The organism is Flagellimonas pacifica, from assembly GCF_900215465.1.
In the GTDB taxonomy this organism is placed as follows: domain Bacteria; phylum Bacteroidota; class Bacteroidia; order Flavobacteriales; family Flavobacteriaceae; genus Flagellimonas; species Flagellimonas pacifica.
The window spans coordinates 802,757-827,938 of record NZ_OBEH01000001.1; the positions used below are offsets into that span (position 1 = coordinate 802,757).

The 25,182-nt window shown below is 38.7% G+C and carries 27 protein-coding genes; 20 read left to right on the top strand and 7 right to left on the bottom strand.

Annotation, left to right across the window (positions count from 1 at the left end; genetic code table 11):
• Positions 1-40: 40 nt before the first annotated feature.
• From CRO15_RS03480 to CRO15_RS03500, 5 genes are all read left to right on the top strand, one after another.
• Positions 41-1,141 carry a glycoside hydrolase family protein gene (locus CRO15_RS03480; protein ID WP_097044382.1) on the top strand — a complete coding sequence of 367 codons (1,101 nt, stop codon included), beginning with the start codon at positions 41-43 and terminating at the stop codon, positions 1,139-1,141.
• A 330-nt stretch (positions 1,142-1,471) separates the two neighbouring features.
• Complete coding sequence (locus CRO15_RS03485) at positions 1,472-2,002, top strand: hypothetical protein (RefSeq protein WP_097044383.1); 531 nt, start codon at positions 1,472-1,474, stop codon at positions 2,000-2,002.
• A 145-nt stretch (positions 2,003-2,147) separates the two neighbouring features.
• Positions 2,148-2,951, top strand: coding sequence for a DUF4241 domain-containing protein (locus tag CRO15_RS03490; protein ID WP_165769905.1), 804 nt, complete (start codon positions 2,148-2,150; stop codon positions 2,949-2,951).
• A 47-nt stretch (positions 2,952-2,998) separates the two neighbouring features.
• Positions 2,999-3,874 (top strand): HEPN domain-containing protein, encoded by an 876-nt coding sequence (locus CRO15_RS03495; RefSeq protein ID WP_097044385.1) that lies wholly within the window; start codon positions 2,999-3,001, stop codon positions 3,872-3,874.
• A 28-nt stretch (positions 3,875-3,902) separates the two neighbouring features.
• Positions 3,903-4,916, top strand: coding sequence for a YaaC family protein (locus CRO15_RS03500; RefSeq protein WP_097044386.1), 1,014 nt, complete (start codon positions 3,903-3,905; stop codon positions 4,914-4,916).
• 391 nt (positions 4,917-5,307) lie between these two features.
• On the opposite strand, the gene arsS is transcribed toward CRO15_RS03500, so the two are convergent.
• The 4 genes from arsS to CRO15_RS03525 all read right to left on the bottom strand — a co-directional run bounded on the left by arsS (position 5,308) and on the right by CRO15_RS03525 (position 9,272).
• Positions 5,308-6,396 (bottom strand): arsenosugar biosynthesis radical SAM (seleno)protein ArsS, encoded by a 1,089-nt coding sequence (gene arsS / locus CRO15_RS03510; RefSeq protein WP_207763801.1) that lies wholly within the window; start codon positions 6,394-6,396, stop codon positions 5,308-5,310.
• A gap of 248 nt (positions 6,397-6,644) precedes the next feature.
• Positions 6,645-6,980 carry an arsenosugar biosynthesis-associated peroxidase-like protein gene (locus tag CRO15_RS03515; protein ID WP_097044388.1) on the bottom strand — a complete coding sequence of 112 codons (336 nt, stop codon included), beginning with the start codon at positions 6,978-6,980 and terminating at the stop codon, positions 6,645-6,647.
• 160 nt (positions 6,981-7,140) lie between these two features.
• A complete protein-coding gene (locus CRO15_RS03520; RefSeq protein WP_165769906.1) occupies positions 7,141-7,842 on the bottom strand; it encodes a TIGR04282 family arsenosugar biosynthesis glycosyltransferase in 702 nt (233 codons plus the stop codon).
• A 380-nt stretch (positions 7,843-8,222) separates the two neighbouring features.
• Positions 8,223-9,272: a ferredoxin--NADP reductase gene (locus CRO15_RS03525; protein ID WP_097044390.1), complete on the bottom strand. Its 1,050-nt coding sequence runs from the start codon at positions 9,270-9,272 to the stop codon at positions 8,223-8,225.
• Between the two features lie 123 nt (positions 9,273-9,395).
• On the opposite strand from CRO15_RS03525, the gene CRO15_RS03530 reads away from it, so the two are divergent.
• Both CRO15_RS03530 and CRO15_RS03535 read left to right on the top strand, forming a co-directional pair.
• Entirely contained in the window at positions 9,396-10,865 is a 1,470-nt protein-coding gene (locus CRO15_RS03530) for a DUF5687 family protein (protein WP_097044391.1), read from the top strand.
• Between the two features lie 41 nt (positions 10,866-10,906).
• Positions 10,907-11,602, top strand: coding sequence for an ABC transporter ATP-binding protein (locus CRO15_RS03535; RefSeq protein WP_097044827.1), 696 nt, complete (start codon positions 10,907-10,909; stop codon positions 11,600-11,602).
• A gap of 49 nt (positions 11,603-11,651) precedes the next feature.
• Here the strand turns inward: CRO15_RS03535 and CRO15_RS03540 are convergent, their stop codons facing one another.
• Genes CRO15_RS03540 through CRO15_RS03550 form a run of 3 tightly spaced genes read right to left on the bottom strand, consistent with a single transcriptional unit; the run spans position 11,652 to position 13,057 of the window.
• Positions 11,652-12,023: a SnoaL-like domain-containing protein gene (locus CRO15_RS03540; RefSeq protein ID WP_097044392.1), complete on the bottom strand. Its 372-nt coding sequence runs from the start codon at positions 12,021-12,023 to the stop codon at positions 11,652-11,654.
• A 37-nt stretch (positions 12,024-12,060) separates the two neighbouring features.
• On the bottom strand, positions 12,061-12,723 hold the full coding sequence (locus CRO15_RS03545) for a DUF2461 domain-containing protein (RefSeq protein ID WP_097044393.1): 663 nt from the start codon (positions 12,721-12,723) through the stop codon (positions 12,061-12,063).
• A 19-nt stretch (positions 12,724-12,742) separates the two neighbouring features.
• A complete protein-coding gene (locus tag CRO15_RS03550) occupies positions 12,743-13,057 on the bottom strand; it encodes a hypothetical protein (RefSeq protein ID WP_097044394.1) in 315 nt (104 codons plus the stop codon).
• A gap of 111 nt (positions 13,058-13,168) precedes the next feature.
• Between CRO15_RS03550 and CRO15_RS03555 the strand changes: the two genes are divergently transcribed.
• The 13 genes from CRO15_RS03555 to CRO15_RS03615 all read left to right on the top strand — a co-directional run bounded on the left by CRO15_RS03555 (position 13,169) and on the right by CRO15_RS03615 (position 25,031).
• Positions 13,169-14,182: a GlxA family transcriptional regulator gene (locus tag CRO15_RS03555; protein WP_097044828.1), complete on the top strand. Its 1,014-nt coding sequence runs from the start codon at positions 13,169-13,171 to the stop codon at positions 14,180-14,182.
• A 160-nt stretch (positions 14,183-14,342) separates the two neighbouring features.
• A complete protein-coding gene (porW, locus tag CRO15_RS03560) occupies positions 14,343-16,853 on the top strand; it encodes a type IX secretion system periplasmic lipoprotein PorW/SprE (RefSeq protein WP_097044395.1) in 2,511 nt (836 codons plus the stop codon).
• Positions 16,854-16,859: 6 nt separating this feature from the next.
• Positions 16,860-17,291, top strand: a complete 432-nt coding sequence (locus CRO15_RS03565) for a bactofilin family protein (RefSeq protein WP_097044396.1) — start codon at positions 16,860-16,862, stop codon at positions 17,289-17,291.
• Positions 17,269-17,499: an AtpZ/AtpI family protein gene (locus tag CRO15_RS03570; RefSeq protein WP_097044397.1), complete on the top strand. Its 231-nt coding sequence runs from the start codon at positions 17,269-17,271 to the stop codon at positions 17,497-17,499. The genes CRO15_RS03565 and CRO15_RS03570 overlap by 23 nt, the downstream gene beginning before the upstream one ends.
• The gene (locus CRO15_RS03575; protein ID WP_097044398.1) at positions 17,499-17,906 is read left to right on the top strand and encodes a DUF6168 family protein; all 408 of its coding nucleotides are present in this window, start codon (positions 17,499-17,501) and stop codon (positions 17,904-17,906) included. Before CRO15_RS03570 ends, CRO15_RS03575 begins: the two co-directional genes overlap by 1 nt.
• A gap of 101 nt (positions 17,907-18,007) precedes the next feature.
• The gene (atpB, locus tag CRO15_RS03580; protein WP_097044399.1) at positions 18,008-19,144 is read left to right on the top strand and encodes a F0F1 ATP synthase subunit A; all 1,137 of its coding nucleotides are present in this window, start codon (positions 18,008-18,010) and stop codon (positions 19,142-19,144) included.
• Between the two features lie 32 nt (positions 19,145-19,176).
• Positions 19,177-19,368 carry an ATP synthase F0 subunit C gene (gene atpE, locus CRO15_RS03585; RefSeq protein ID WP_045801726.1) on the top strand — a complete coding sequence of 64 codons (192 nt, stop codon included), beginning with the start codon at positions 19,177-19,179 and terminating at the stop codon, positions 19,366-19,368.
• Between the two features lie 82 nt (positions 19,369-19,450).
• On the top strand, positions 19,451-19,951 hold the full coding sequence (locus CRO15_RS03590; protein ID WP_097044400.1) for a F0F1 ATP synthase subunit B: 501 nt from the start codon (positions 19,451-19,453) through the stop codon (positions 19,949-19,951).
• Between the two features lie 3 nt (positions 19,952-19,954).
• Positions 19,955-20,494, top strand: a complete 540-nt coding sequence (gene atpH, locus CRO15_RS03595) for an ATP synthase F1 subunit delta (RefSeq protein ID WP_097044401.1) — start codon at positions 19,955-19,957, stop codon at positions 20,492-20,494.
• A gap of 2 nt (positions 20,495-20,496) precedes the next feature.
• On the top strand, positions 20,497-22,074 hold the full coding sequence (gene atpA, locus CRO15_RS03600; RefSeq protein WP_097044402.1) for a F0F1 ATP synthase subunit alpha: 1,578 nt from the start codon (positions 20,497-20,499) through the stop codon (positions 22,072-22,074).
• Between the two features lie 19 nt (positions 22,075-22,093).
• Positions 22,094-22,432, top strand: coding sequence for a four helix bundle protein (locus CRO15_RS03605; RefSeq protein WP_097044403.1), 339 nt, complete (start codon positions 22,094-22,096; stop codon positions 22,430-22,432).
• A 29-nt stretch (positions 22,433-22,461) separates the two neighbouring features.
• Positions 22,462-23,322 (top strand): ATP synthase F1 subunit gamma, encoded by an 861-nt coding sequence (gene atpG, locus CRO15_RS03610; protein WP_097044404.1) that lies wholly within the window; start codon positions 22,462-22,464, stop codon positions 23,320-23,322.
• A 158-nt stretch (positions 23,323-23,480) separates the two neighbouring features.
• Entirely contained in the window at positions 23,481-25,031 is a 1,551-nt protein-coding gene (locus tag CRO15_RS03615; RefSeq protein WP_097044829.1) for an arylsulfatase, read from the top strand.
• The last annotated feature ends 151 nt before the right edge of the window (positions 25,032-25,182 follow it).

The following is a 25,182-nucleotide window of genomic DNA, read 5'->3' on the forward strand; positions in this document are numbered from 1 at the left end:
AATTTGTTGTCTGAAAAATGAAACTAACGTGAGTTCAAGTATGAAATTCCATTTTCTGTATACCATAATATCTATTGCTTTGTGTTCAAGGCTACTTATATCATGTGCGCAAAAACCTTCTGAAACTATTGAGATCAGAGGTGTTTATGGAAGTCCCAAACCTTTCTGGGATAAAGAACTCAATCTTCATGACCTTGGTGTTAACTCCATTTTTGTCCATAGTGGCTCCATTGATCATGATATGGTCAAGAGGGCAAAGGCCGAAGGATTATCAGTTTATGCTGAATTTGCCACCTTGAATGGCAAAAACTATGTGGAGAAGTATCCTGAGGCGTGGGCAATCAATGAAAAAGGCGAAAAAGTGGAAGCTGCCTCATGGTTTATGGGAGCATGTCCAACCGAACCTGGATTTAGGCAATATCGTTTTGAGCAGTTAAGGAAGCTACTTCTTGAGTATGACTTGGACGGCGTTTGGATGGACTATGTGCATTGGCATGCTCAATTTGAGGATCTGGAACCCATTTTGCCCGAAACCTGCTTTTGCCACCATTGTCTGAAAACATTTTCAAAAGATTCCGAAATTGAAGTTCCTGATGGCACTATTCCTCAAAAAGCAGATTGGATACTGAACAATCAGGACAATGCATGGCGCGAATGGCGATGTAAGGTAATATATGATTGGACTTTTGAAATGAAAAGCATCATCAAGGAAATTAAACCAGAGGCACTTCTCGGACTTTATCATTGTCCGTGGAATGATAATGAGTTTGATAATGCACGGTATCGCATTTTAGGATTGGACTATGACCTGTTAAAAGAAACCATAGATGTATTTTCCCCTATGGTATACCACGGAAGAATGGAAAGAGACCCTAATTGGGTAAAAGAGAATATAGAGTGGTTCAGCAATCGATTAAATATAAAAAAGAATGCTTATCCAAAAGTATGGCCCATTGTTCAAGCACATAATAGTCCAGGTGTTGTTTCCAAAGAAGAATTTGAAATTGTGTTAAAGGGGGGATTGGCAGGAGAATCTAGTGGAGTTATGATGTTTACCACTTCTGCCGTGGCGGAAGACAAGGATAAAATTGCAGTAATGAAAAAGATATATACCAACTTAAGGGAAAAATCTACTGATTAGAACAGATTCTATACAACACTAAGGTATTTCTGCTCAACCGACCAATAAGTCTGTTCTAAAATTTCTTTGGATTGATTCTAAACTCTATATTCAGGGATGTATATGTAAGAAAAATCGGTGAAATGATTAAAAAGTAATGTTATAAAAATACCGACCGACCTGTTGGTCGGTTTAAGCACTTCTTTTAAGGATGGAAAACAGGAGAATTGCACCATTTCGAGTTGGATATTGAATTCAGCAATCTAGAATTTCATTAATGTTTGACAATATGCGTAACAAAAACTTAAGTCTCCCGTCTCATTACCAATATATTAGTTAAATACCATAATTATGAAATCAATATTGACCAATAAGGCTCTCGCAGCCGTTGCAGCGTTCATTTTAACTTCTGTGTTTGTTCTTTGGGAGCACTTTAACGGCGGAGTAATTACCCATCATTTGCTTGCTAGAGAAGATCTGCCAGGTGTTTCTAACTTGTGGGGGTTATTGACCATTCCCCTTTTGTCTTGGTTGACAGTATTTTTGGTACAGAAACGTCGAGAGAAGAAAATAAAATCAGAATTGGATATCGGGGATTTTGAAAACAAGGTCCTGAAACATTTTTTGGGAGCTCTCATATTTGGTTTAATAGCATCATTGCAATGGGAGCTTAACTTTGATAGTATTTTGCAATACTATATTCTTCTCCCAATTCTTGTTGCTTTCTATAAACCCGTTCACCTACCGGAGTGTTTATTGGGATTTGTAATTGGAATGTTATTTACGTTTGGAGGAATATTGCCAATTATTGTAGGAGTGGTTTTATTGATAATATGCTTTTTGGTAAATAAGTTGGTACAAACGCTTAAAAATTTATTTTAGTCCAAAGTTGATTGAATAAGGTGTTTGTCAACCCAAAAAAGCTGCCCATCATTTTTTGTTGGGCTTTTAATCCGAAAACCAATAACTTCACTTATCGGTCGATATGGTTGGCAAAGCGTGTCATATTTTAAATGTTACCACTAATTTGAGAAGACTATTTATCATAGGAATAATTTTAAGCTTTTTGTCTTGTAATTTATCGGGCAAAAAACCTGAATCACAAAAGGACAAGGAAATGTTTGGATTGTTTAAGAAAAAAACTGGAAAGAAAACAGAAGTAATTTCTCATGCCGATTACAACCTGATTTTTGAAAATAAAGAAGTAGAAAACACACCAATTGAATTACTCAAAATCGGGGACTTAAATGTTCCAAGCGGCGAAATAGTTGTTTGCGACCCATTAGTCTATTCTGATACACCACCGTTAACCAAGAAAGTTAAACCGGGTAAATACCCAGTAAAAATTTATGTTGCGAAGACAAAAGATTCAGGAGACAGGTATGCGATTGCAAAACTAGAGTTCAGTAACAAGAAAGCTGAAAAATGGATTATGGCATTAAGAGCTGAGGATGATATTAACGAACTGATTGACGAAGCAGATTATTTTGGATTTCCTGTTGATGCAGGATTAGGAGGGTTTTATGACTTTCGATCAGGACAAGAATACCAGAAATTTGAGTCTGATTTTATGAAAACAAATCCGGAAGGAAATATTTATGATGACTTTTTTGCTGCAGAATTTAAAAAGAACGCGAAAGACCAAAATGACCCAAAGGACATAGGAGATTGGATAAACTTTCAGCTTCCCAACTCTGAATTAAATATTACGATGTTTCATTCAGGATATGGAGATGGAACATATCCGTCATATTGGGGAATTGATAAAGAAGGAGAAATTGTATCACTTGTAATTGATTTTTTGGTACTATTGGTTCCAAAATATGAATAACAAAAACTTCGGCAATATCAAAACCCAAAATCCCTTACCTTGCATTTGTGAAAGAAGAACTTAACCACCTACCAAAATCCAAACAAGAAGAACTTGAGTTGCTCACCGAGCAGCTATCCGCCCATAAATTGGTGGAAATGGTGATTCTCTTTGGCAGTTATGCGCGTGGCAACTGGGTAGAAGATCAATATGTGGAAAAAGGCATCACCTACGAATACCGCAGCGACTTTGACATCTTGGTCGTGCTCACCCACGAGGACCTTAAACAAAAGTTCCGGATAGAGGACAAAATCAAGGCCGAATTGGTTGTTACCGGAAAAGTCACCACTCCGGTGAGCCTGATCTTTCATGGCATAAAACAACTGAATGCCTCCTTAACCATGGGCAACTACTTTTTTAGGGACATTAAAGAAGAGGGCAAAGTGCTGTACAATTCCCAAAAGTTTAAACTCGCCCATCCCAAGAAGCTGACCCCGGAGCAGTACCAACAAAAAGCACAGGACCATTTTGACCAATGGTTTAAAAGTGCAAATGAATTTGTTGAGGGCTACAATTTTTATATGAGTAGAAACAGTTTACACATTGCAGCCTTCCAGCTCCACCAAGCCACAGAGCGCTATTACACCACTATTTTGTTGGTCTTTACGGATTACCGCCCCAAGGACCATAATTTAGAAACGCTCGGTATAAAAGTGGAAATGTGCGACAAGCGCTTTGCCGTTTTCCCCAAGACCACGGACGAGGAAAAGCACCTTTTTGAGCTCCTAAAACGCGCCTACATAGATGCCCGCTACAAAATGGACGAATACCAGATCACCAAACCCGAACTTGAATACCTCGCGGACAAAGTAGACCAGCTAAAACAGCTTGCGGAAACCATTTGCACCGAAAAGATAGTTGGGATTGGGGGAAAGGAATCATGAAACCATGTTTAGCTTGTAATTTGAGAAAATGAATAGAGATTGGAATAAGCTTTTAGAATTTGAAACGCGAGATTTAGTAGAAAGATTTGTGTTTACCCGATTCGAAAGAAAACCAAATGCTGCAAAAGTTCAAGAAATCACTTCTAATTTCATTCAAGGTCGAGAATATTTCAAAAGTGCTAATGATTCTGATTTTACAGTAAAACCATTACTTCAATATTATGGCATATTAGCGTTAAGTAAAGGCTTGATTTTAGCTCTTAATCCTTCTCTATCCGAAACACACCTTAAAGCATCTCACGGACTCGAAATTAAAAATTGGAAACAAATTTTAAAAAATAAAGAATTTGAAAAACTTAAAATAGGAATTGGAGATGGTAGTTTTTCTGAACTAATAAATGCAACCGAAAACCGCAATTATTTAAGAGCCAATTCAAGTGGAATTAATTGGAAAAGTAGTCTAACAAAACCAAAAAAAGGAGATACGATATGCCTTGAGCAATTAATTCAATATTATCCTGATTTAAATGCTGAATTCAAATCTTGGACCGGAAAAGAATTAGTTTATTTAGTAATAAGCGGAAGTCAGCAATCAGAAAATACTTCGAAAATAATATTACAAGGTAAAATTAATGAATCAGATTTAGATTTAATATTTCCAAAAAATTATTGTAAAAACCGAGTTTACAAAAATCAGGTTCTAACGTATGAATCTAAAAATTGGGGACCAAATGTAACTCAGAAATGGAACGGTCCTTTTAATGTTGGAGATGCTTGTGCAATTCCTGTTCTCAAAAATGACATTGGCCTGAATTTAATTTCAGGAATGTTTATGATTTCATATGTGTTTGGAATGATGGCAAGATATTATCCAACTGCTTGGATTTCTTTAAGAAAAGGAGAAAAAGGTGATAAAATATATCCATTTGCCTATCGAATTATGGAATTCATTGATAATAAATTTCCTAAAGTTGTAGTAGATTTTTTGAATGCACCTTATGATTTTGAGAAAAAACAAAAAACAGCAGTTAACAATGTATAACAGCAATTACGACGGATTCGACTACGCTCAGGGCTGGCTCAATTAAATCCACTCAGAATTGCGAGTCAGTTCTTAACCAAAGACCTTCCTTTTTTACATTATCTATCATGCCACCGTCCCCTGGCAACTGCTCCCTGCACCAGCGGTACATCCTCTTGCTGGCGCGAGTTTGTAACTCGTGGAAGGAATTATTCAAAATAGAAACTGTTTCCCTTATAGGAAAGATGCCCACTTTAGTGGACGGAAAGGGTAAAACGATCCCTTCCGTCTTCCAACCTTTGGTCGGAATCCACCTTCCCTTGCCAAGGGAAGGAGTTATTAGCGGGACTTCATCCGTCAAAACCAATAACTTGCCCCAAACTACATAAATCTACAGGAGTAACCCATCAAATTACGCAACAGTTCCCTGACAACTACTCCCCGCACCTGCCGTACAGCCATAACAATGTTGTGAGATAATAATGTTTCGGTCGTTTAAAATGTCCTCGTTATAGTCCTTAATGTGTTTTACCTTACTAGCGACCTTTAGGTCCAGCATTTGGTTAAAGTCACAATCGTATAGCCAGCCGTCCCAACTTACGGAGATTGTATTGGTACACATCACATTGGCTACTGCAGCTGGGTTGTAGGCCTCCACCAAGGCATACATATAATCCTCATAATTTTCCGAGGCAATCAAATAATCTAAAAAGCGCGAAATGGGCAAATTGGTAATTGCAAAGAGATTATGAAACTGAATTCCAAAATCCTCATCCAGTGCTTTCTTAAAATCCCGTTCCATGGCCATTTGGTCACCGGGTAAAAATGCCCCGGAGGGATTATAGACCAAATCCAACCGTAAAGGACTATCTGGTATGCCATACCCAACGGCATTCAATTCCTGTAATGCTTTTATGGATTTATCAAAAACCCCATCACCGCGTTGCTTATCAGTTTTACCTCGGGTGTAATGCGGCATGGAAGAGACCACATGAACATTGTGTTTTTTAAAGAACTCTGGCAGATCATAGTACTTTTTATTGGCCCGGATAATTGTCAAATTGGAACGGACAATAAAATCTTTGATCCCGGCTTTAGAAGCTTCTTCCACAAACCACCTAAAGTTGGGATTCATCTCTGGGGCACCACCGGTAAGGTCCAAAGTATGCGCTCCAGTATTTCGGATGACCTCAAGACACTGCTCCATGGTCTCACGGGTCATGATTTCCTTTCTGTCGGGTCCAGCATCCACATGGCAATGCTCGCACACCTGGTTGCACATATAGCCCACATTGATCTGTAAGATTTCCAACTTGTTGGGGCGAAGCGGAAAATGGCCTATTTCAGCAATCTTATCTTTAAAATAAGGAAGCTCACCATCGGCAAAGATTCCTCCGTTCAAGATTTCCAATTGCTTGTTGGTCTCGGCCAACGCATTGGCCTGTGCCTTAAGTGATTTTTTGGCCGCCTTTTTTATTTGGGGCATGATGCTTTCGTTCATTGTCTTAAATTTTACCAACCATTTGGGTTTAACCAAAATTCGTCAGCTTGAGTGATTCCGAGTATTCGGCTTTGTATCGAAAACAAGAATTTTATGGTTAAACGCTTATTCTCGATACTTTTCCCTTGATTTCGACTGCGCTCAATCTGACAGCGGAAAACTCGAATTGATGGTTTTTGTTCATTTTATCAGTTAAGGTTTAGAAATACGGAGTGAAAATTCCCTTCGTACTTTTAAGCTCGTACTTCTTACATGGATAGTTTATTGTACTTGTTCATCATTTGCACACCGTGAACCAACGTGGCGCCACTTTCAATAGCAGCACCTGCATGAACGGCCTCCATCATTTCTTCCTTGGTGATTCCCCTTTGCAGTCCATCTTTGGTATAAGCATCAATGCAATACGGGCACTTTACCACATGTGCCACAGCCAAGGCAATAAGGGATTTTTCACGAGCACTGAGCGCACCTTCTTCGAAGACTTTTCCGTAGTAATCAAAAAATTTGGTGCCGAGTTCCTCGCTCCATTCGATAATTTTTCCAAACTTTCTTAAATCTGCCGGGTCATAATAATTATTTGCCATTCTTTATTTTCTTAATTGGTTAGATGTTTTAAACTGATCCATTTAACATGAACCTTGAGATATTATATTTTGGATTGAAATACCCATTTTAACCAGAAAATCATTTTAGATCATATAATCTTGAAACCTGGACCGTTTGGGCAACGTTTGAACTGCCTAATTATCTGCAGAACAAAAAAAGGAAAGGCGATCCTTTGTTATTGTAGTTGGGTGTAAAATGCTTTGTGGGATTTCCGATATGCCTTAAAGCAATTGGAAAGCTGTTTTTTATGAAGGATTGAAGGATATTAAATACAGAAAAGGGAAGTTGCCTGAAAAAATTCAGCAATGTTATAACATCCGCTTTGTCGTCAATATCATGCAGTACTTGAAGTTGATATAAATCGGAACCTAGACTTTTAAATAGTTGGGAAATCTTGTTGAACAACCCAAAACGTTGCCATGGTAATCGAACAAATAGCTCAGGGTCGAAGTTAGATTGGTGGAGCCCCATCAAATAAAAACCACCATCCTGGGCAGGTCCTAAAATCGTCTTGCCCAGTCCAAGTTGATTATTTGCCTCAATTAGATGGTGAGTTTTTAACTGTGGAGTGTCGTTGCCAATGGTAATCACATTGGCATAGCCCTTATTATACACTGCTTTTACGGCATTGGAAAAACGTTCTCCAAAAGTGGTTCCGCATTGCTCTTTTTCAGTAATATGGAAAAACGGCAAGCCAGACTTCTTTACTATTTTTATAGTATGAGAAGTCAAAGCATGGAATAGCTTAACATCGGACACAGCAATTTTGTTGCGCGCATCCACCTTGGCAGAGTTCGCAAAAATCAAAACAGCGGTATTCTGTAAATTAGTATTCCTCAAAATTTAGGCTTGAATCCTAACCCTATATTAATGATTTTAGGTCGAAAAGAAGCCCACTGAATTACAATTTAGAGCTATTTATGCTGAATTTTAACATTCCGACTGGCTAGTCGGTTTTTGAAAATGAGCTTTAGGGTTCTTCAAGATTAAAATCGAAGCAATATCGATAAAGTGTAAAAAAGGCACTCAGTTTTGAAGAAAACAAACTGGGTGGTCGGTCTTCCTGTATATGATCTTCAGTCTATAGAAGGGTTTTAGAAGGTTAAAAAGCGTGGAATTCCCGGTAATCTTGTCAGGTCAAGCGCAGTCGTGACCTATGCGAAAAATAAGATTTCTCGACTGCGCTCGAAGTAACGCTGTACTATTATACGCTTACTCCATTACACGTCATCATAGTCCACTTTCAAGGTTGGCGTAAGCGGATGTGCCTGGCAGGTCAATACCAATCCTTCGGCAACTTCACCATCGGTTAAAATTTGGTTTTTGACCATCTCTGCCTTGCCTTCTGTAATTCGTGCTATGCAACTACTGCATACCCCACCTTGACAAGAATAGGGGGCTTCGATATCTTCTTTTAACACTGCATCAAGGACCAAGGTTTTTTTGTCCATGGAAAATGAAAAAGTTTCATCGTCAACGGTGACCTCTACTTTGGTTTTTCCTTCCAAATCTTCGGCCAAGGTATCCTCTGTCTTCGTTGAGGTGAACAGTTCAAACAAAATTTTGTCCTCAACGACACCATTGTTTTTTAAGGTGTCGGAAACGGTATTGATCATTTCCTCTGGGCCACAGAGATAAAAAGCATCAAAATTGGTTTCCTTGAACTTGTTTTTTATGATAAAATTGACCGTTGAAGTCTCTATTCTACCAAACAACGCATTTTCTTCTTGGGCACGGCTGCAGACATGCTGAACAAAAAACCTATTGGTATATTTTTCTTGAAGCACCTCAATAGCTTTTAAATACATGGTTTCTTGCAAAGATTGATTTCCAAAAACCAGCACAAAAGTGTTTACTGGATTACTTTCCAAAATAGTTTGGGCAATACTCATTATGGGGGTAATTCCACTTCCAGCTGCAAAGGCGGCTATATTTTTTGATGCCGAATCCTTTTTAAAAACAAAACGCCCTTCAGGAGGCTTTACCTCTATAACATCGCCAGACTTAATAGTTTCATTGGCATAAACAGAAAATGTTCCGTTCGGTACTTTTTTGATTCCCACAGTGATTTCTCCTGATGACGGAGCAGAAGAGATAGAATAGGCCCTACGAACCTCTTGGCCATTAACTTTGTGCTTTAAGGTAATATATTGGCCAGCGGTAAAAGCAAAAGTGGCTTTAAGGCTGTCCGGAATTTCAAAAGTTAGGGCTACTGCGTTTGGGGTCAATGCATCTACTGAAGAGATTTTTAGTGCATGGAAGTCACTCATCTAAGATAATTTTTTGCAAAGCTACGGATTCAGGTAATTTTGATAGTGTAGATTTTAAAAAAAGGTATGGTTTTGTAACAAATCAATCCAGCCAAACACTAACCTTTTGAAAATAGCTAACCTATGTTCAGATATTTTATCAACCTACAATGGAAAGCCTTCCTTAGATCATCATCTTTTGGCAAAGGCTTGGTATTAAAAATCCTAATGATTTTTTTTGGAATTTGGATGTTTATATCCTTGGTGAGTATAGGAGTAGGACTGTATTTTATTTTACGGAATAAGTTTCCTCACGAGAACCCCATGTGGATGTTAAGTAGATATATGGTCTATTGGGTGCTGATCGAGCTGTTTTATAGGTATTTTATGCAAAAGCTTCCCGTGATGGATGTAAAGTCCCTATTGGCCATGCCTATCAAAAAAAGTAGTATTGCTCATTACATTTTGGGTCGTTCTGGACTCTCTGGCTATAACGCATTTGCACTGTTTCTTTTTGTACCCTTTGGCATTGTATTGTTGTCTAACGGATATCCAGTTTTAAATGTGCTACTGTGGTTGGTTTCAATGTTGGCAATTGTTATGTGCATCAACTATGTCAATTTCATTGTGAACAAGAGTGACAAGGCAATGATTATAATTGGCGGAATTATTGCCATACTTTATGGTTTGGACTATTTTCAGTTTTTACCGGTAAAAGAATTTTTTGGACCCATTTTTCATGGACTTTATCAATATCCCATTACAGTTTTGGTTCCAATTACATTGGCTGTTCTGTCCTATTTGATAAATTTCAATTATTTGAAGAACATGTTGTTTTTGGATGCTTCTTTAAAAACCAAAACAAAAGAGGCAAAAACTTCAGAATTGGCGTGGACCAAGCGTTTTGGTGAAATGGCCCCCTTTTTACAATTGGACCTTAAAATGATCTGGCGCAACAAAAGAACAAAGGCTCAGGCATTTATATCCTTGTTGTTTGTGTTTTATGGTCTAATATTTTATACTCAGGACGTTTATTCCAACATGGTACCCATGTTCGCTTTTTTAGGGATTTTCATGACAGGAATTTTTCTATCAAACTTTGGGCAATTTATTCCGGCATGGGACAGCGGTTACTACAGCATGATGATGTCACAGAACATTCCACTGCGTAAATATTTGGAATCTAAAGCTAGTTTAATTTCTGTAAGTGTGGTAACCATGTTTTTGCTCACTATTCCCTATGCCTATTTTGGTTGGGACAAACTGGCCATAAACTTTGGGAGCGCCCTGTATAATTTGGGCGTCAACATTCCAATGATTCTATATTTTGGTTCATTCAACAAAAAACGGATTGATTTGGAGAAAAGCCCTATTGGAAACATGCAAGGTACCAGCGCCATCCAGTTTTTGATAATTCTACCTGTTCTAGGATTGCCCATTTTAGTTTTTACGGCTTTCTACTATCTAATTTCTGTGGAAGCCGCTGTATTGGTGCTTTCACTTTTAGGAATTATTGGGTTTGCATTGAAGAATAAATTATTGAACATGATTACCGAGCAATATCGAAGAAAGAAATACGGAATGATTGCTGGATTTAAGGAAAAGAATAATTAATTGTTGGATTTCTTTGTACGGGATCCAAATTGGAAAAAGATATGATCAAAACAGAAAATCTAACCAAAAAGTATGGTTCGCAACAGGTACTGAACATTACATCTTTGGAAATTCCCAAGGGGCAGAGTTTTGGACTTGTGGGAAACAACGGAGCAGGCAAGACAACGTATTTTAGCTTGCTTTTGGATTTGATTCGGCCAACTTCCGGGAGAGTAGTCAATAACGAGGTGCAAGTAGATGAAAGTGAGGCATGGAAGCCTTTTACATCTTCTTTTATTGATGAGTCTTTTTTAATAGGATATTTGACTCCCGAGGAATATTTTTATTTCATTGGTGATCTGCGCGGTAGAAACAAAGCTGATGTGGACAAGTTACTATCCTCTTTTGAAGATTTTTTCCATGGCGAGATATTGGGCCAGAAAAAATACCTGCGAGACCTTTCCAAGGGAAATCAGAAAAAAGCCGGAATTGTGGCCTCATTTATTGGAAACCCCGAAGTGGTGATTTTGGATGAACCTTTTGCTAATTTGGATCCTACTACTCAAATTCGACTTAAATCTATTATTAAGGATTTGGCGGCCAAGCAAGATGTTACTGTTTTGATATCGAGCCATGATCTTATGCATGTTACTGAAGTTTGTGAACGCATAGTTGTATTGAACAAGGGAGAAATTGTAAAGGACATCCAGACTTCAGAAGAGACCCTAAAAGAGTTGGAAACGTTCTTTGGGGAATAAAAAAGGCGATGGAACCCATCGCCTAAATCTAAGCTTGTTTTTTGAATAACTATCCACCCATTGCAGAAGGATCGTAGAAAAACTGGGCCTGGGTTATTTTTCCATTTTCAACTTGATAAACACAGAGCTCTTCCATTTTGCACCTGCCCATTCCTTTAAAAGTAACATCACTGGTCATAGGTACCACAAAATGATTGTCCGCTACAACAGGGTCTCCCACCGAGCCACCGTGCATTTCTTCAATACTGCTGGCCCATTGTTCAAAACCCTTTAAAATATTGTCTATTCCTTGAGTTTTTTCATTAGGGACCCCGGCCATTTCAATGCTAAGGGCATTATCTGCATATAGACCGTACGCTTCTTGATGTTTTCCCTCTCTACAAAGGCTCACTAATTTGTCTGCAACTTCTTGTGTTGTCATTTTGTACTTGTTTTATGATTAATAAATAAACTTATTGTCAGTTGAACGCTTGGTTCAAATAGGTGTTTAAAGGTTTAATGGCTTCAAAATGATTTAAAACCTCATCATTTAACTTCTCCGAATCGTAAAAAGGCTCTAAAGGAAACTCCGCCATGGCATAGAACTGCTTGTTATAGATTAAATCCGTTTTCTCAGCTACTGGAAGCAGGTTTCTATCCAAACGTTTTGCCTTTTCACCACTTAGCTTCCCAAAATTTTGAATAAAGGTTGAAGACTTTAAAACTTCTATGAATTTATAAGAATCTTTGGCAATATGATTTCTCACTTTTGAAAGCTCTGGTGGACGCAACATAAAAAGTCCACCCCCCACATGAATGCTAGTGGCATCAATCCCTAAATAATACCCTGGAAGAATCGACTTTTTTCCGTTGGGAGAAAACCCAGCCTTCAAAATAGTATGATATGGAGTTTTATCTTTTGCAAAACGGACATCCCTATTGATTCGGAACATAGCGTTTTTAGGATCGGATAGAATTCTAGGATCCCATTCTGTGAGGGTGTCTAGCAAACTTTCCAACAAATCAAGAAACGGCTTCTTTACATCATTTTCATAGCGTTTTTTGTTCGCATGAAACCATTCTTTATTATTGTTCTTTGCCAATTCCAGGAAAAAAGAAGAGTAGGCTTTCTTGACTAACATGAGTTAATTTTTAGAAGTTTCAATTAGATTTTATTCTCTCCAATGCTTTTAAAGTAATCATCTCCCATTTTTGATGTTGGTCAAAATCAATTTCATACCATCCTGCCAACGGTTTTTTCTTTTTGAAGGGATTGAATTCCGACACCTCTACTCCAAGTTTATCAAGAGGATAGTCCTTTCCCAAATTAAAAACCATTTTGTGTTTTCTTGAGAAGAATGCAAATACCTTTTTATTATAATGTATAGCAGGAGAACTCATCATTTTCCCTTCTGTTACCTCTGGGTACTTTTGGCAAAACAATTCCCTAATCTCCATAAACCTTTCCAACTCCATATCCCAAAACTACAAAAGAGGTAAAAGCAATGGTAAGGGCAAATAAGACACTTTAAAGGGTTGAATGTGCCAAGTATTACCGTTATTTTTATGCTTCTAAAAGCAATGGGAATGAAACATGTAAGTATTTTGGTGCCCAAGGGCAATACTATATTAAGTAGTGTGGTAGGTCCATTTAAGATATTGATGGCCGTAAATCAATTTTTAAAACAAACAGGAGCAAGGGCAGAAAACTTTTTTGATATCCATTTGGTGGGGTTGGACCGGGACTATTCTTTGTATGACGGACTGTTCAGTATCCATAGTGACTGTATTATCACTGAAATTGACAAAACGGATCTGATTCTGATTCCGGCATTAAGACCGGACAAATTGATTGAGGATTTGGATCAAAACAAGGAATTTGTGCCTTGGATTTTGAACCAACGAAATGTTCATAACGCCGAAGTGGCCAGTATGTGCATGGGTGCCTTTGTTTTGGCCCAAACAGGATTGGTTGATGGCAAGCAATGCGCAACGCACTGGGCGGCCATGGAAATGTTCAAGAAGATGTTTCCCCAAGTGGATTTAGTTTCCAATAGAATTGTAACGGATGAAGATGGTATTTACTCCAGTGGTGGCGCATTTTCTTTCTTGAACCTTATGCTTCATTTGGTTGAAAAATATTGTGGCCGCGCAGTGGCCATTTATATTTCAAAGTTTTTTGAAATTGATATGGATAGGGTGGATCAAAATCAATTTGCCATTTTTCAAGGTCAGAAAGACCATGATGATGTGGCCATCAAGGAAGCCCAAAAGTATATTGAGAGCAATGTAAAAGATAAGATTTCTGTGGAACAGCTGGCAAAGAAATATGCTATCAGTAGCCGAAACTTTGTGCGAAGATTTAAAAAAGCAACCCAGAATACACCCTTGGAGTATATTCAGCGCGTAAAAATTGAGGCGGCCAAACGCAGTTTGGAATCTACTGAACAAAATGTGAACGAGGTAATGTACCAGGTGGGTTACGCTGATCAAAAAGCATTTAGAACGGTATTTAAAAAATATGCAGGGCTTTCACCAGTGGCCTACAAAACAAAATACAATCGTGGCAGGGTAAATTTTGAGCGCCCTACTGCCTGGTAATCGCCACACGTTTATCACTATTTGCGCAATACCAAAAAATTATTGCATTTTGCCGATTAGCCTTATAATAAACTGGCAGTTTTTCAGTTAAGGTAAAACACGATTACCTATAATTTTGAAGCTTCGACAAATATTTTTCATTGTAATTATCCTAGGAGGAATGATTTTTAACGCTTGCTCTACCAAAAAGGACAAGTTTATAAATCGTAATTGGCATGCCCTAAACACCAAATACAATACTTTGTACAATGGTAATATTGCCTTTGAACAAGGCAGGGAAGAACTCAATTCAAGTTATAGGGACGACTATTGGGAAGTATTGCCGGTAGAACGTTTGGAAGTAACCGAAGAGATCAAGCTGGATTCTGAGGATAACAATCCTAACTTTATCATTGCAGAGGAGAAGGCAACCAAAGCCATCCAAAAGCACAGTATGGATATTAAGGATGAGGAGCGAAACCCTCAGACGGATGAAGCATTTTTGCTATTGGGAAAAGCTCGTTATTTTGACCAACGCTACATTCCAGCTTTGGAATCCTTCAATTATATCCTAAGAAAATATACAGAAAGCGATAAGCTTAATGAAGCTACAATTTGGAGAGAAAAAACTAATATGCGCTTGGACAACCCTGAGCTGGCCATTAAAAATTTGCGAAGGCTTTTTAAGTTTGAAAGTTTAAAAGACCAAGAATATGCTGATGCCAATGCGGTTTTAGCGCAATGCTTTATTAACCTAAAGGCAAAGGATACGGCTATTCAAAAACTAAAGATTGCACAGGCGTACACTAGAAAGAACCCTGAAAAAGGAAGATATTTATTCATTATTGGTCAGTTGTATAACCAAATGGGTTATAAAGACAGTGCAAATTATGCTTTTGATAAAGTAATTGCACTAAACAGAAAGTCGCCCCGTGTGTATATGATCAATGCGCATTTGAAAAAAATTCAGAACACGGAGATTACAGATACAAACCGCGAAGGGCTTTTGGAATATTTGACGGACTTGGAAGAAAACAGGGAAAACCGTCCTTTTTTGGATAAAATTTATCGAGAGATAGCACAATTTCATTTGGCCAACCAATCAGATAGTTTAGCGATTGTGTACTATAATAAATCGCTTATGGCCAATAACGGAGAACGTAAATTGAATGCACTGAATTATCAGAGCTTGGCAGACTATAACTTTGATCAGGATGAATACAAAACAGCAGGGGCATATTATGACAGTACCCTCACAAATCTTGCTGAAAACACCAGAAAGTATCGCCGTATAAAAAAGAAGCTGGACAATTTGGAGGATGTAATCAAATATGAAGATATAGTTCAGCATACAGACAGTGTTATCACCATTTACGAAATGCCCGAGGCAGAGCGCAAGGCGTTTTTTGAAGATTTTATAGCCGATTTGAAATTCAAGGAAGAGGAAGCTGCCCAAAAAGAACTAGAAAGAACCACAGCTGGATTTGCTGCTTTTGCAGAAAGCAAAGGGGGAAAAGAAAACAAAGGCAAGTTCTACTTCTATAACATAACCAGTTTGGGGTATGGCAAAAATGATTTTAGAACAAGATGGGGTACCAGAGAGTTGGAAGACGATTGGCGCTGGAGCAACAAAGCAAGAACATTGGTGTCTGAGGCCACGGGAGAAGAAGTTGCGGCAAATACACAATCCCTTGATGAAGTCCCAGATGACAAAAAATATTCTTTGGACTTCTATTTGGAACAAATTCCGATAGATGTTACCGTTATTGACAGCCTGCGAGGCGAGCGAAATTTTGCCAACTATCAATTGGGATTGATTTATAAAGAAAAATTCAAGGACAACATATTGGCTGCTGCTAAGTTGGAACGGGTTTTGGCTTCCAATCCTGAAGAAAGATTGGTGTTGCCATCCAAATACAACCTATTTAAAATATACGAGGAATCGGAAAGTCCGTTGGCAGCTTCAATGCGACAGGATATTATTACCAATCATCCAGATACCCGATATGCCGAAATTTTGCTGAATCCGCAGGCCGTGCTTGAAGGAAATACCGATAGCCCGGATGCGCGCTATGCGTCCCTGTACAAACTATATCAGCAACAAGAATACCTGCGGGTAATTACCCAATCCCAAGAGTATATCAACAAGTTTACCGGAGACCCCATAGTTCCAAAATTTGAAATGTTGAAGGCAAATGCCATTGGACGCCTTCAAGGATTTGAACCCTTTAAGGAAGCCCTTAACTATGTTGCGCTTACCTACCCAAATAATCCAGAAGGGAAAAAGGCAGAACAAATAGTGGCCGATCAGCTGCCAAAGTTGGAGACCAAGGAGTTTTCTCCAGAAACAGGATCCACCGGTGCAAGCAATTGGAAAGTAGTGTTTCCTTTTAAGATAGCCGACAACGAAAATGCCCTAAAGCTAAAAAAGCGCTTGGAAGAATCTATAAAAGACCTTAAGTATAAAAACATTGTTTCCAAAGACATATATAATTTAGAAGACCAATTTGTGGTAGTACATGGCTTTAAATCCAAGGATTTTGCTTTGGGCTATACCGAACTGATAAAAAAGAATAAGGACTACCGAATCAAAGATGAGAATTTTGTAGTTTTATCAAACAATTACAAAATCATCCAGGTTCACAAGAATTTAGAATCATACAAAGAACATATTGCAACCCCAAAACCCTAGAACACCATGTTTTCAGACAACAAAAAACCTCGCCCTATGACAGAATTTGGAGGACAACCCAACAGAATTGAGAAGAACACGAAAATAAAAGGAAACATTACTTCCGAAGCAGATTTCAGAATTGATGGAAAGCTAGAAGGCAATGTAAAAACATCCGGAAAAGTAGTGATTGGTAAAGATGGCTACATCAATGGAAAAGTAGAATGCGTAAATGCTGATATTGAAGGTAAGTTCAATGGAGAGTTAGCTGTTAAAGACCTACTTTCACTTAAAGCCTCTGCCATAATTGAAGGTACCGTAAGTGTTTCAAAATTGGCCGTAGAGCCGGGAGCAACATTTAATGCAGCCTGTACCATGGGCAAGGGAGCAATTGAAGCCGCTTCCAGCTCACCAAAGCTACAGTCCACAAAAACAAATGAACCAGCAAAAGTCTCCTAAAAAGAAAAACAACTTTAAGAATGCCGCAATGCTCTCTGGTATTGCTTTTGAAATGGGGGCCATTATTTTTTTGGCCGTAAAAGGCGGAAAATGGCTGGATGCCCACTACCAAAACGAAAAAAATATTTTTACCGTAATTGCCACTTTATTGGGAGTGGCAATTTCTATTTGGGTAGTTTTGCAGCAATTAAAACGAATTAAATATTGATGCCCAAACTCAATTTTCTCACTCAATTTTTAGTGCTTCTGGTCCTGTTGTTGGTCGTTTCATTTGGATTGCACATTCTTGTTTTATCTGCTAAAGCCCTGCCCGTTTTTGACAATCTTATAGTTCGCTCCTATGTGATAAATGGACTTTTGGCGGCAATTATCTTTGTGTTGCTTTATAAGTTTCGCCAAAAATTGAAAAACCAGATTGGGTTTTTGTTCATGGGCGGGAGCCTCTTAAAATTTGCATTTTTCTTCCTTCTGTTCTATCCTACCTATAAAAATGATGGGGACATGTCAGCTCTTGAATTTGCCGCTTTTTTTATTCCGTATTCCGTAGCACTATTTTTGGAAACATTTTACACCTCTAAAATGCTCAAAAACTTAGAAGGAACTACCAAAAAATAACGCTCTCAAGATCCTCGAAAATAAAAGTTTGAAAGCTTTTTTCTTTTTGTGAGAAAGACTTACATTTGCACCGATTTTGAGAGACCGATATTTTGAGCGAAATGCAAAAAACTTTTTTTAAGGGAATACTCGTTGTAACAGCACTATTGTTAGGTCAGTTCACTTTTGCGAGTGAAAAGAAAGACGAAGCCGGTGATCATGGCAAAGACCTTAAGACCGAAATAAAGGAATACATCACCCATCACCTTCAGGATTCACACGATTTTTCATTGTTTTCTTACACCAAAGAAAATGGTGAACATAAGTACGTTGGATTTCCATTGCCAGTTATTTTATGGGATGATGGATTAAAGATTTTTTCATCTTCAAAATTTCACCATGGAGAGACCTTGGCAGAGGTTAATGGAAATCACTATAAGCTTTATCACAGCAAGATTTATAAGACTGATGCTGAAGGCACCATCAATTATGATGAGGATCATCATGCTACCAATGTAAAACCTTTGGATTTTTCAATCACAAAGAATGTGGTTATGATCATTGTCACTGGATTATTGATGCTTTGGTTGTTCACTAGCTTGGCAAAATCCTATACAAAGAACAATGGTATTCCAACTGGAGCTGGACGTTTCTTTGAGCCAATTGTGATGTATATCCGCGACGACATTGCTAGACCAAACATTGGGGAAAAGCGATACAAAAAGTACATGCCTTTCTTGTTGACCATATTTTTCTTTATCTGGTTTTTGAACATTTTTGGATTGACTCCACTTGGCATAAACGTAACAGGAAATATTGCAATAACGGTTTCTTTGGCATTAATGACATTTGTAATTACCAATGTTACAGGGACCAAGGATTACTGGATGCACCAGTTTGACCCATTAGGAAAGTCATTGCCATGGTACGGAAAAATACCCTTGTACATTATTTTAGTCCCAATTGAATTATTGGGATTGATTATCAAGCCATTCTCATTGTTGATTCGTTTGTATGCCAACATGCAGGCAGGCCACATTGTATTGATGAGCTTAATTGGATTGATGTTCATATTTAAGAGTTGGTTGGGAAGTCCATTATCCTTCGGATTGGCCTTCGCAATTTCATTGATTGAAGTATTGGTAGCATTGCTACAAGCATATATTTTCACCATGTTAAGTGCATTGTACTTTGGATTTGCTTCGGAAGATCATCATGAAGAAGGTCACGAAAATGACCCTGAGTTGGCACATTTGTAAAATTGAATTTTTAATTTTTAAACTAGATAGATATGGAAATTCCAGTAATGGTAGGAGCAGGTTTAGTTGTTATTGGTGTTGGTCTTGGTATTGGTAGAATCGGTGGTTCTGCTATGGAGGCTATTGCACGTCAGCCTGAAGCTTACGGAAAAATCCAAACAGCGATGTTGATTGCAGCAGCGTTGATTGAAGGTATTGGTTTCGCTGCACTTTTTGCAGTTTAATCAAAACATCTAAGGCAAATGGCTGTAACGGTTGGTTGCAGCCCTTGCTTTGTTTAAAAATGTATACAAATAGAAAGTAATTATGGCAAAGTTATTAGAAGAGTTTTCGTTAGGACTGTTTTTCTGGCAAACCTTATTGTTTGGACTATTGTTATTCCTATTATGGAAGTTTGCATGGAAACCAATCCTTGGGGCAATCAATGATAGGGAAGAAGGCATCAAAAATGCCTTAGATGCAGCTGAAGAAGCCAAAAAAGAAATGCAGAATGTTACTGCAGATAGCGAAAAGCTTTTAAAAGAAGCAAGAGCTGAAAGAGAGGCTATGCTAAAGGAAGCTCGTGAAATTAAAGATAAGATTGTTGCCGATGCCAAGGAACAAGCCCAGGTTGAAGGCGATAAATTGGTAAAGCAAGCACAAGCCACTATCGAAAGTGAAAAGAAAGCAGCTGTTGCCGATATCAAAGCGCAAGTAGCCAACCTTTCAGTAGATATTGCTGAGAAAGTAATCAAAGAAGAATTGTCTGATAAAAAGAAACAACTCAAGTTGGTTGATGATATGTTGGGCGATATCAAATTGAATTAAAAAATGAACGAGAGCAGGGCAGCCATACGCTACGCAAAAGCAACCTTGGATTTCGCTATCGAAAAGAAAGCGGCAGATGCCGTTGAAAAGGATATGCGCGAGGTTTCAGCCACCATTTCTGAAAACACAGAACTCCAAAACCTTTTGGAGAGTCCAGTGGTTAAAGGTGAGGTAAAGAAGAATTCCTTGCAACAAATTTTCAAGGGATCTAATGAGATTACCAAAGGCCTTATTGGAACATTGACTGATAATAAACGAATTGCATTGTTGCAAGAGGTAGCCTTAAAATATATCATTCTACACGAACAGTTAAAAGGAGAGGACGTTGCCTACGTAACAACCGCAGTTCCTTTGACCAGCGACCTTGAAAAAAAGGTTTTAAGCGAGGTGACCAAGATTACGGGCAACAAGGTTACCATTGAAAATAAGATTGATGAAAGCATCATTGGAGGATTTGTACTTCGCGTTGGCGATTTACAATATGATGCTAGTGTTGCCAACAAATTGAACGGATTAAAAAGAGAATTTACAAATAGTCTATAAAAATGGCAGGAGTAAAAGCCGCTGAGGTATCAGCAATTTTGAAAGAACAATTAGCAGGTTTTGAAGCTACCGCTTCCTTGGATGAGGTAGGTACCGTATTACAAGTGGGTGATGGTATTGCCCGTGTGTACGGACTTTCCAATGCTCAATATGGTGAGCTTGTGGAGTTTGATGGCGGTATGGAAGGTATTGTTTTGAACTTGGAAGAAGATAATGTTGGTGTTGTATTGTTGGGCCCATCCAAAGAAGTTATGGAAGGCGCAACCGTAAAAAGAACACAACGTATCGCATCTATCAATGTTGGTGAAGGAATTGTTGGCCGTGTGGTTGATACCCTTGGTAACCCAATTGATGGAAAAGGGCCAATTGCTGGTGATACTTACGAAATGCCATTGGAACGTAAAGCTCCTGGTGTAATTTACCGTCAGCCGGTAAACGAGCCTTTGCAAACAGGAATCAAAGCGGTTGATGCCATGATTCCTATTGGTAGGGGACAGCGCGAGTTGGTTATTGGTGACCGACAAACCGGTAAAACCACTGTTTGTATCGATACCATCTTGAACCAAAAAGAGTTTTTCGATGCAGGCGAACCAGTTTATTGTATCTATGTTGCCATAGGACAAAAAGCATCTACCGTGGCTGCAATTGCAAAGACGTTGGAAGATAAAGGAGCTTTAGCTTACACTACTATTGTTGCAGCTAACGCATCTGACCCGGCTCCTATGCAGGTATATGCTCCTTTTGCTGGTGCAGCGATTGGAGAATACTTTAGAGATACAGGTCGTCCAGCATTGATCATCTATGATGATTTATCAAAACAGGCGGTTGCATATCGTGAGGTATCACTTCTTTTGAGAAGACCTCCGGGACGTGAAGCATACCCTGGTGACGTTTTCTACTTGCACTCAAGATTATTGGAGCGTGCCGCTAAGGTGATTGCCGATGATGGTATTGCAAAAGACATGAACGATTTACCCGATTCCCTTAAACCAATGGTAAAAGGTGGTGGATCATTGACAGCACTTCCAATTATTGAAACACAGGCAGGTGACGTATCAGCATATATCCCGACCAACGTAATTTCCATTACTGATGGTCAGATATTCTTGGAGCAAGATTTGTTCAACCAAGGTGTACGTCCAGCGATTAACGTAGGTATCTCCGTATCACGTGTTGGTGGTTCTGCTCAGATCAAGTCTATGAAAAAAGTGGCAGGTACGTTGAAACTGGATCAGGCGCAGTTCCGTGAACTGGAAGCGTTTGCCAAGTTCGGTTCTGATTTGGATGCCGCTACCTTGAACGTTATTGAAAAAGGACGTAGAAACGTGGAGATTTTGAAGCAGGCACAGAACGATCCATTTACCGTGGAAGATCAGGTAGCTATCATCTTTGCAGGTTCCAAGAACTTGTTGAGAGATGTTCCTGTTGATAAAATAAAAGAGTTTGAAAGAGACTTTATCGAGTTCTTGAATGCCAAGCATAGAGGTGTATTGGATACATTGAAGGCTGGAAAATTGACTGATGAGGTAACCGACACCTTGACTTCGGTTTGTAAAGACCTTTCTTCTAAATATAATTAGGAGTTATGAGTAAAGAGTTATGAGTAAATTGGATGAAAGCCCGATTCGGATAAAAAGCTTTCAATTTGCTTGTGATATTGTTCGGTACTGTGATAATTTAAAAGAAAACAAAGATTTTGAGTTAGCATCTCAATTGCTTAGAAGTGGCACCAGTATTGGAGCCAACACAAGAGAGGCACAAAGAGGAGTTAGCACAAAGGATTTTAAGAATAAGTTTGGTATTGCCCTTAAAGAAGCTGATGAAACCAAATATTGGTTGGAAATTTTAGAAGCTACTGGAAGAAAAGTACCTAAAGAAATGATGAACAATTGTGAAGAGTTAATAAGAATTTTGGTTGCTATAATCAAAAACTCTTAACTCAACACTTTTAACTCATAACTTGACAAATGGCAAACTTAAAGGAAATACGAAATAGGATAGCCTCGGTATCTTCAACCATGCAGATTACCAGTGCCATGAAAATGGTGTCCGCTGCAAAGTTGAAAAAAGCCCAGGATGCCATTACGGCAATGCGACCCTATGCGAACAAGCTTACTGAATTGTTGCAAAGCCTTAGCGCGAGCTTGGATGGTGATGCCGGAAGCAAATTTGCAGATAACAGGACCGTAAATAAAGTTTTGGTAGTGGCCATTACCTCCAACCGTGGATTGTGCGGTGCCTTTAACTCCAATATCATTAAACAAGCCAACGCTTTATTTGAAGAAACCTATGCTGGGAAGCAGGTTGATTTTATCGCGATTGGAAAAAAGGGAAATGATATTCTTGGAAAAAAGGGGAATGTAGTTGCAAACCACAGTACTGTTTTTGATGATTTGACCTTTGACAATGTTGCTGAAATTACCCAAGACCTAATGAATCATTTCACCGAAGGTGACTATGATAAGATTGAGTTGGTGTATAACAAGTTCAAAAATGCGGCTACCCAAATTGTGATGACTGAGCAGTTTTTGCCTTTGGTTCCGGTTGAAGGAGATACTTCAGGTACTGCTGATTACATTTTTGAACCATCTAAGCCTGAGATTGTGGAGCAATTGATTCCAAAATCTTTGAAAACCCAGTTGTACAAGGCTGTTCGTGATTCCTTTGCTAGTGAGCACGGTGCACGTATGACTGCTATGCACAAGGCAACAGATAATGCCACAGAGCTTAGAGATCAATTAAAATTAACCTATAACAAAGCAAGACAAGCTGCCATTACCAATGAAATATTGGAAATTGTTGGTGGTGCTGAAGCACTTAACAATTAGGCGGAACAAAGTGAAGTCAAATGCCTAAAGTGCGAAGCACTTAACAATTAGGCCGAGGCAGAAGCTGAATATATAATTTAAAAACGGTGCAATTCTTTAAAAGGGTTGCACCGTTTCTTTTTTGTTTGGATTTTTACAAGGACATTAAATGGGCAGTTATGGCAAAGCACAAACATCGATGGACTCTTAAGCTTTTTTTGGCAGTGTTGATTTTTTGCTCTTGTAAACCATCACCGCCTAATAAAGAAAATGACCAACCCAACATTGTATTGATTTTGGCAGATGATTTGGGCTGGTCAGATCTGGGCAGTTATGGAGGTGAAATTCTCACCCCTAACTTAGATCAACTGGCCGCAAATGGAATACGGTATACCCAGTTCAACAACACTTCAAAATGTTTCCCATCTAGAGCTTCATTACTTACAGGTCTTTATGCGCATCAAGTTGGATTTGCAAAAACACATACCAACCCTATAAAAAATGCAATTACCCTAGGTGAATTATTGAAGTCTGCGGGTTATAGAACATTGTGGTCCGGTAAGCATCATGGTATCGAAAATCCTTTGTCCAGGGGATTTGACCGATATTTTGGATTAGTGGATGGGGCTTCCAATCACTTTAATCCTGGATTGCAGAGAGAAGGAGAGCCAGCACCTGCACAGAAAAAACCAGATAGGACATGGTATGTGGATTCGACTCTGCATCGTCCATATACTCCCAAAAAAGGATTTTATACTACAGATGCCTTTACAGATCAGGCTTTGGATTGGATAGATGGGTACAAAGATGGGGCTTCTCCCTTTTTTCTGTATTTGGCCTATACAGCACCTCACGACCCCTTAATGGCATGGCCACAGGACATTGCAAAATATCGAGGGAAATATAAGGGGGGTTATGAAGCCATTCGGAAAGAAAGAATCAGGAAACAAATGGAAATTGGGCTTTTGAATGATAGTTCCGTGATTTCAAACCCTACTTTTGAAGCATGGAATTCTCTCTCCCAAGAAGAACAAGAAAAAGAAGATTTGCGCATGGCTGTCTATGCTGCCATGATAGATAGAATGGATCAAAATATTGGTAGAGTTATGCAAAAATTAAAGGAGTTGGAAAAGTTGGACAACACCTTGATCATTTTTATGTCGGACAATGGCTCTTCAAGTGAAGTGGTCAAAATTGGTGGTAATGGCGAAATAGGCACTGTTGGTCATTGGGAGTCGTTGGGAAAAAATTGGGCCAATGTCAGCAATACCCCATTTAAATTTTACAAAAACTATAGTTATCAGGGCGGAATTGGAACCCCATTGATTGTTTCCTGGCCCAAGGGGATAGAACAAACAAATACTATAAATAGTTCTGTAGGTCATTTTATTGATGTGCTGCCCACTTTAATGGATGTAGCTGGTGCATCCTATCCCAAAGAATACAATGGGAAACATGTGGTTCCTTTTGAAGGTGTGAGCTTTTCACCTACTTTTTCAGGGATGACCATTAAAAGGGATAAGCCATTGTATTGGAAATGGTCCGATGGCAAGGCTTTGCGCAAAGAAGATTGGAAAATAGTTTCCGAAGGAACAGATGCTCCGTGGGAATTGTACAATCTTGTCAATGACCCTAATGAGACCAAGAATTTAGCCCATGAAAACCAGAAAGTAGTAAAGCAATTAGATTCGCTGTATCGAATCTGGCAATCAACACATGATAATTATTAACTACCTTAATAGAAGCCAGAAAGTTGTTTTGGAGTATTGTGCACTAAAGACCGGTATACTATCAAGAGAACATCTTTTGTACAAAGAACCTTAATACCTATTTTTATAGAATGGTTCTGCCCTTAAAAAATTCTGGGTGATCTTGTTAACC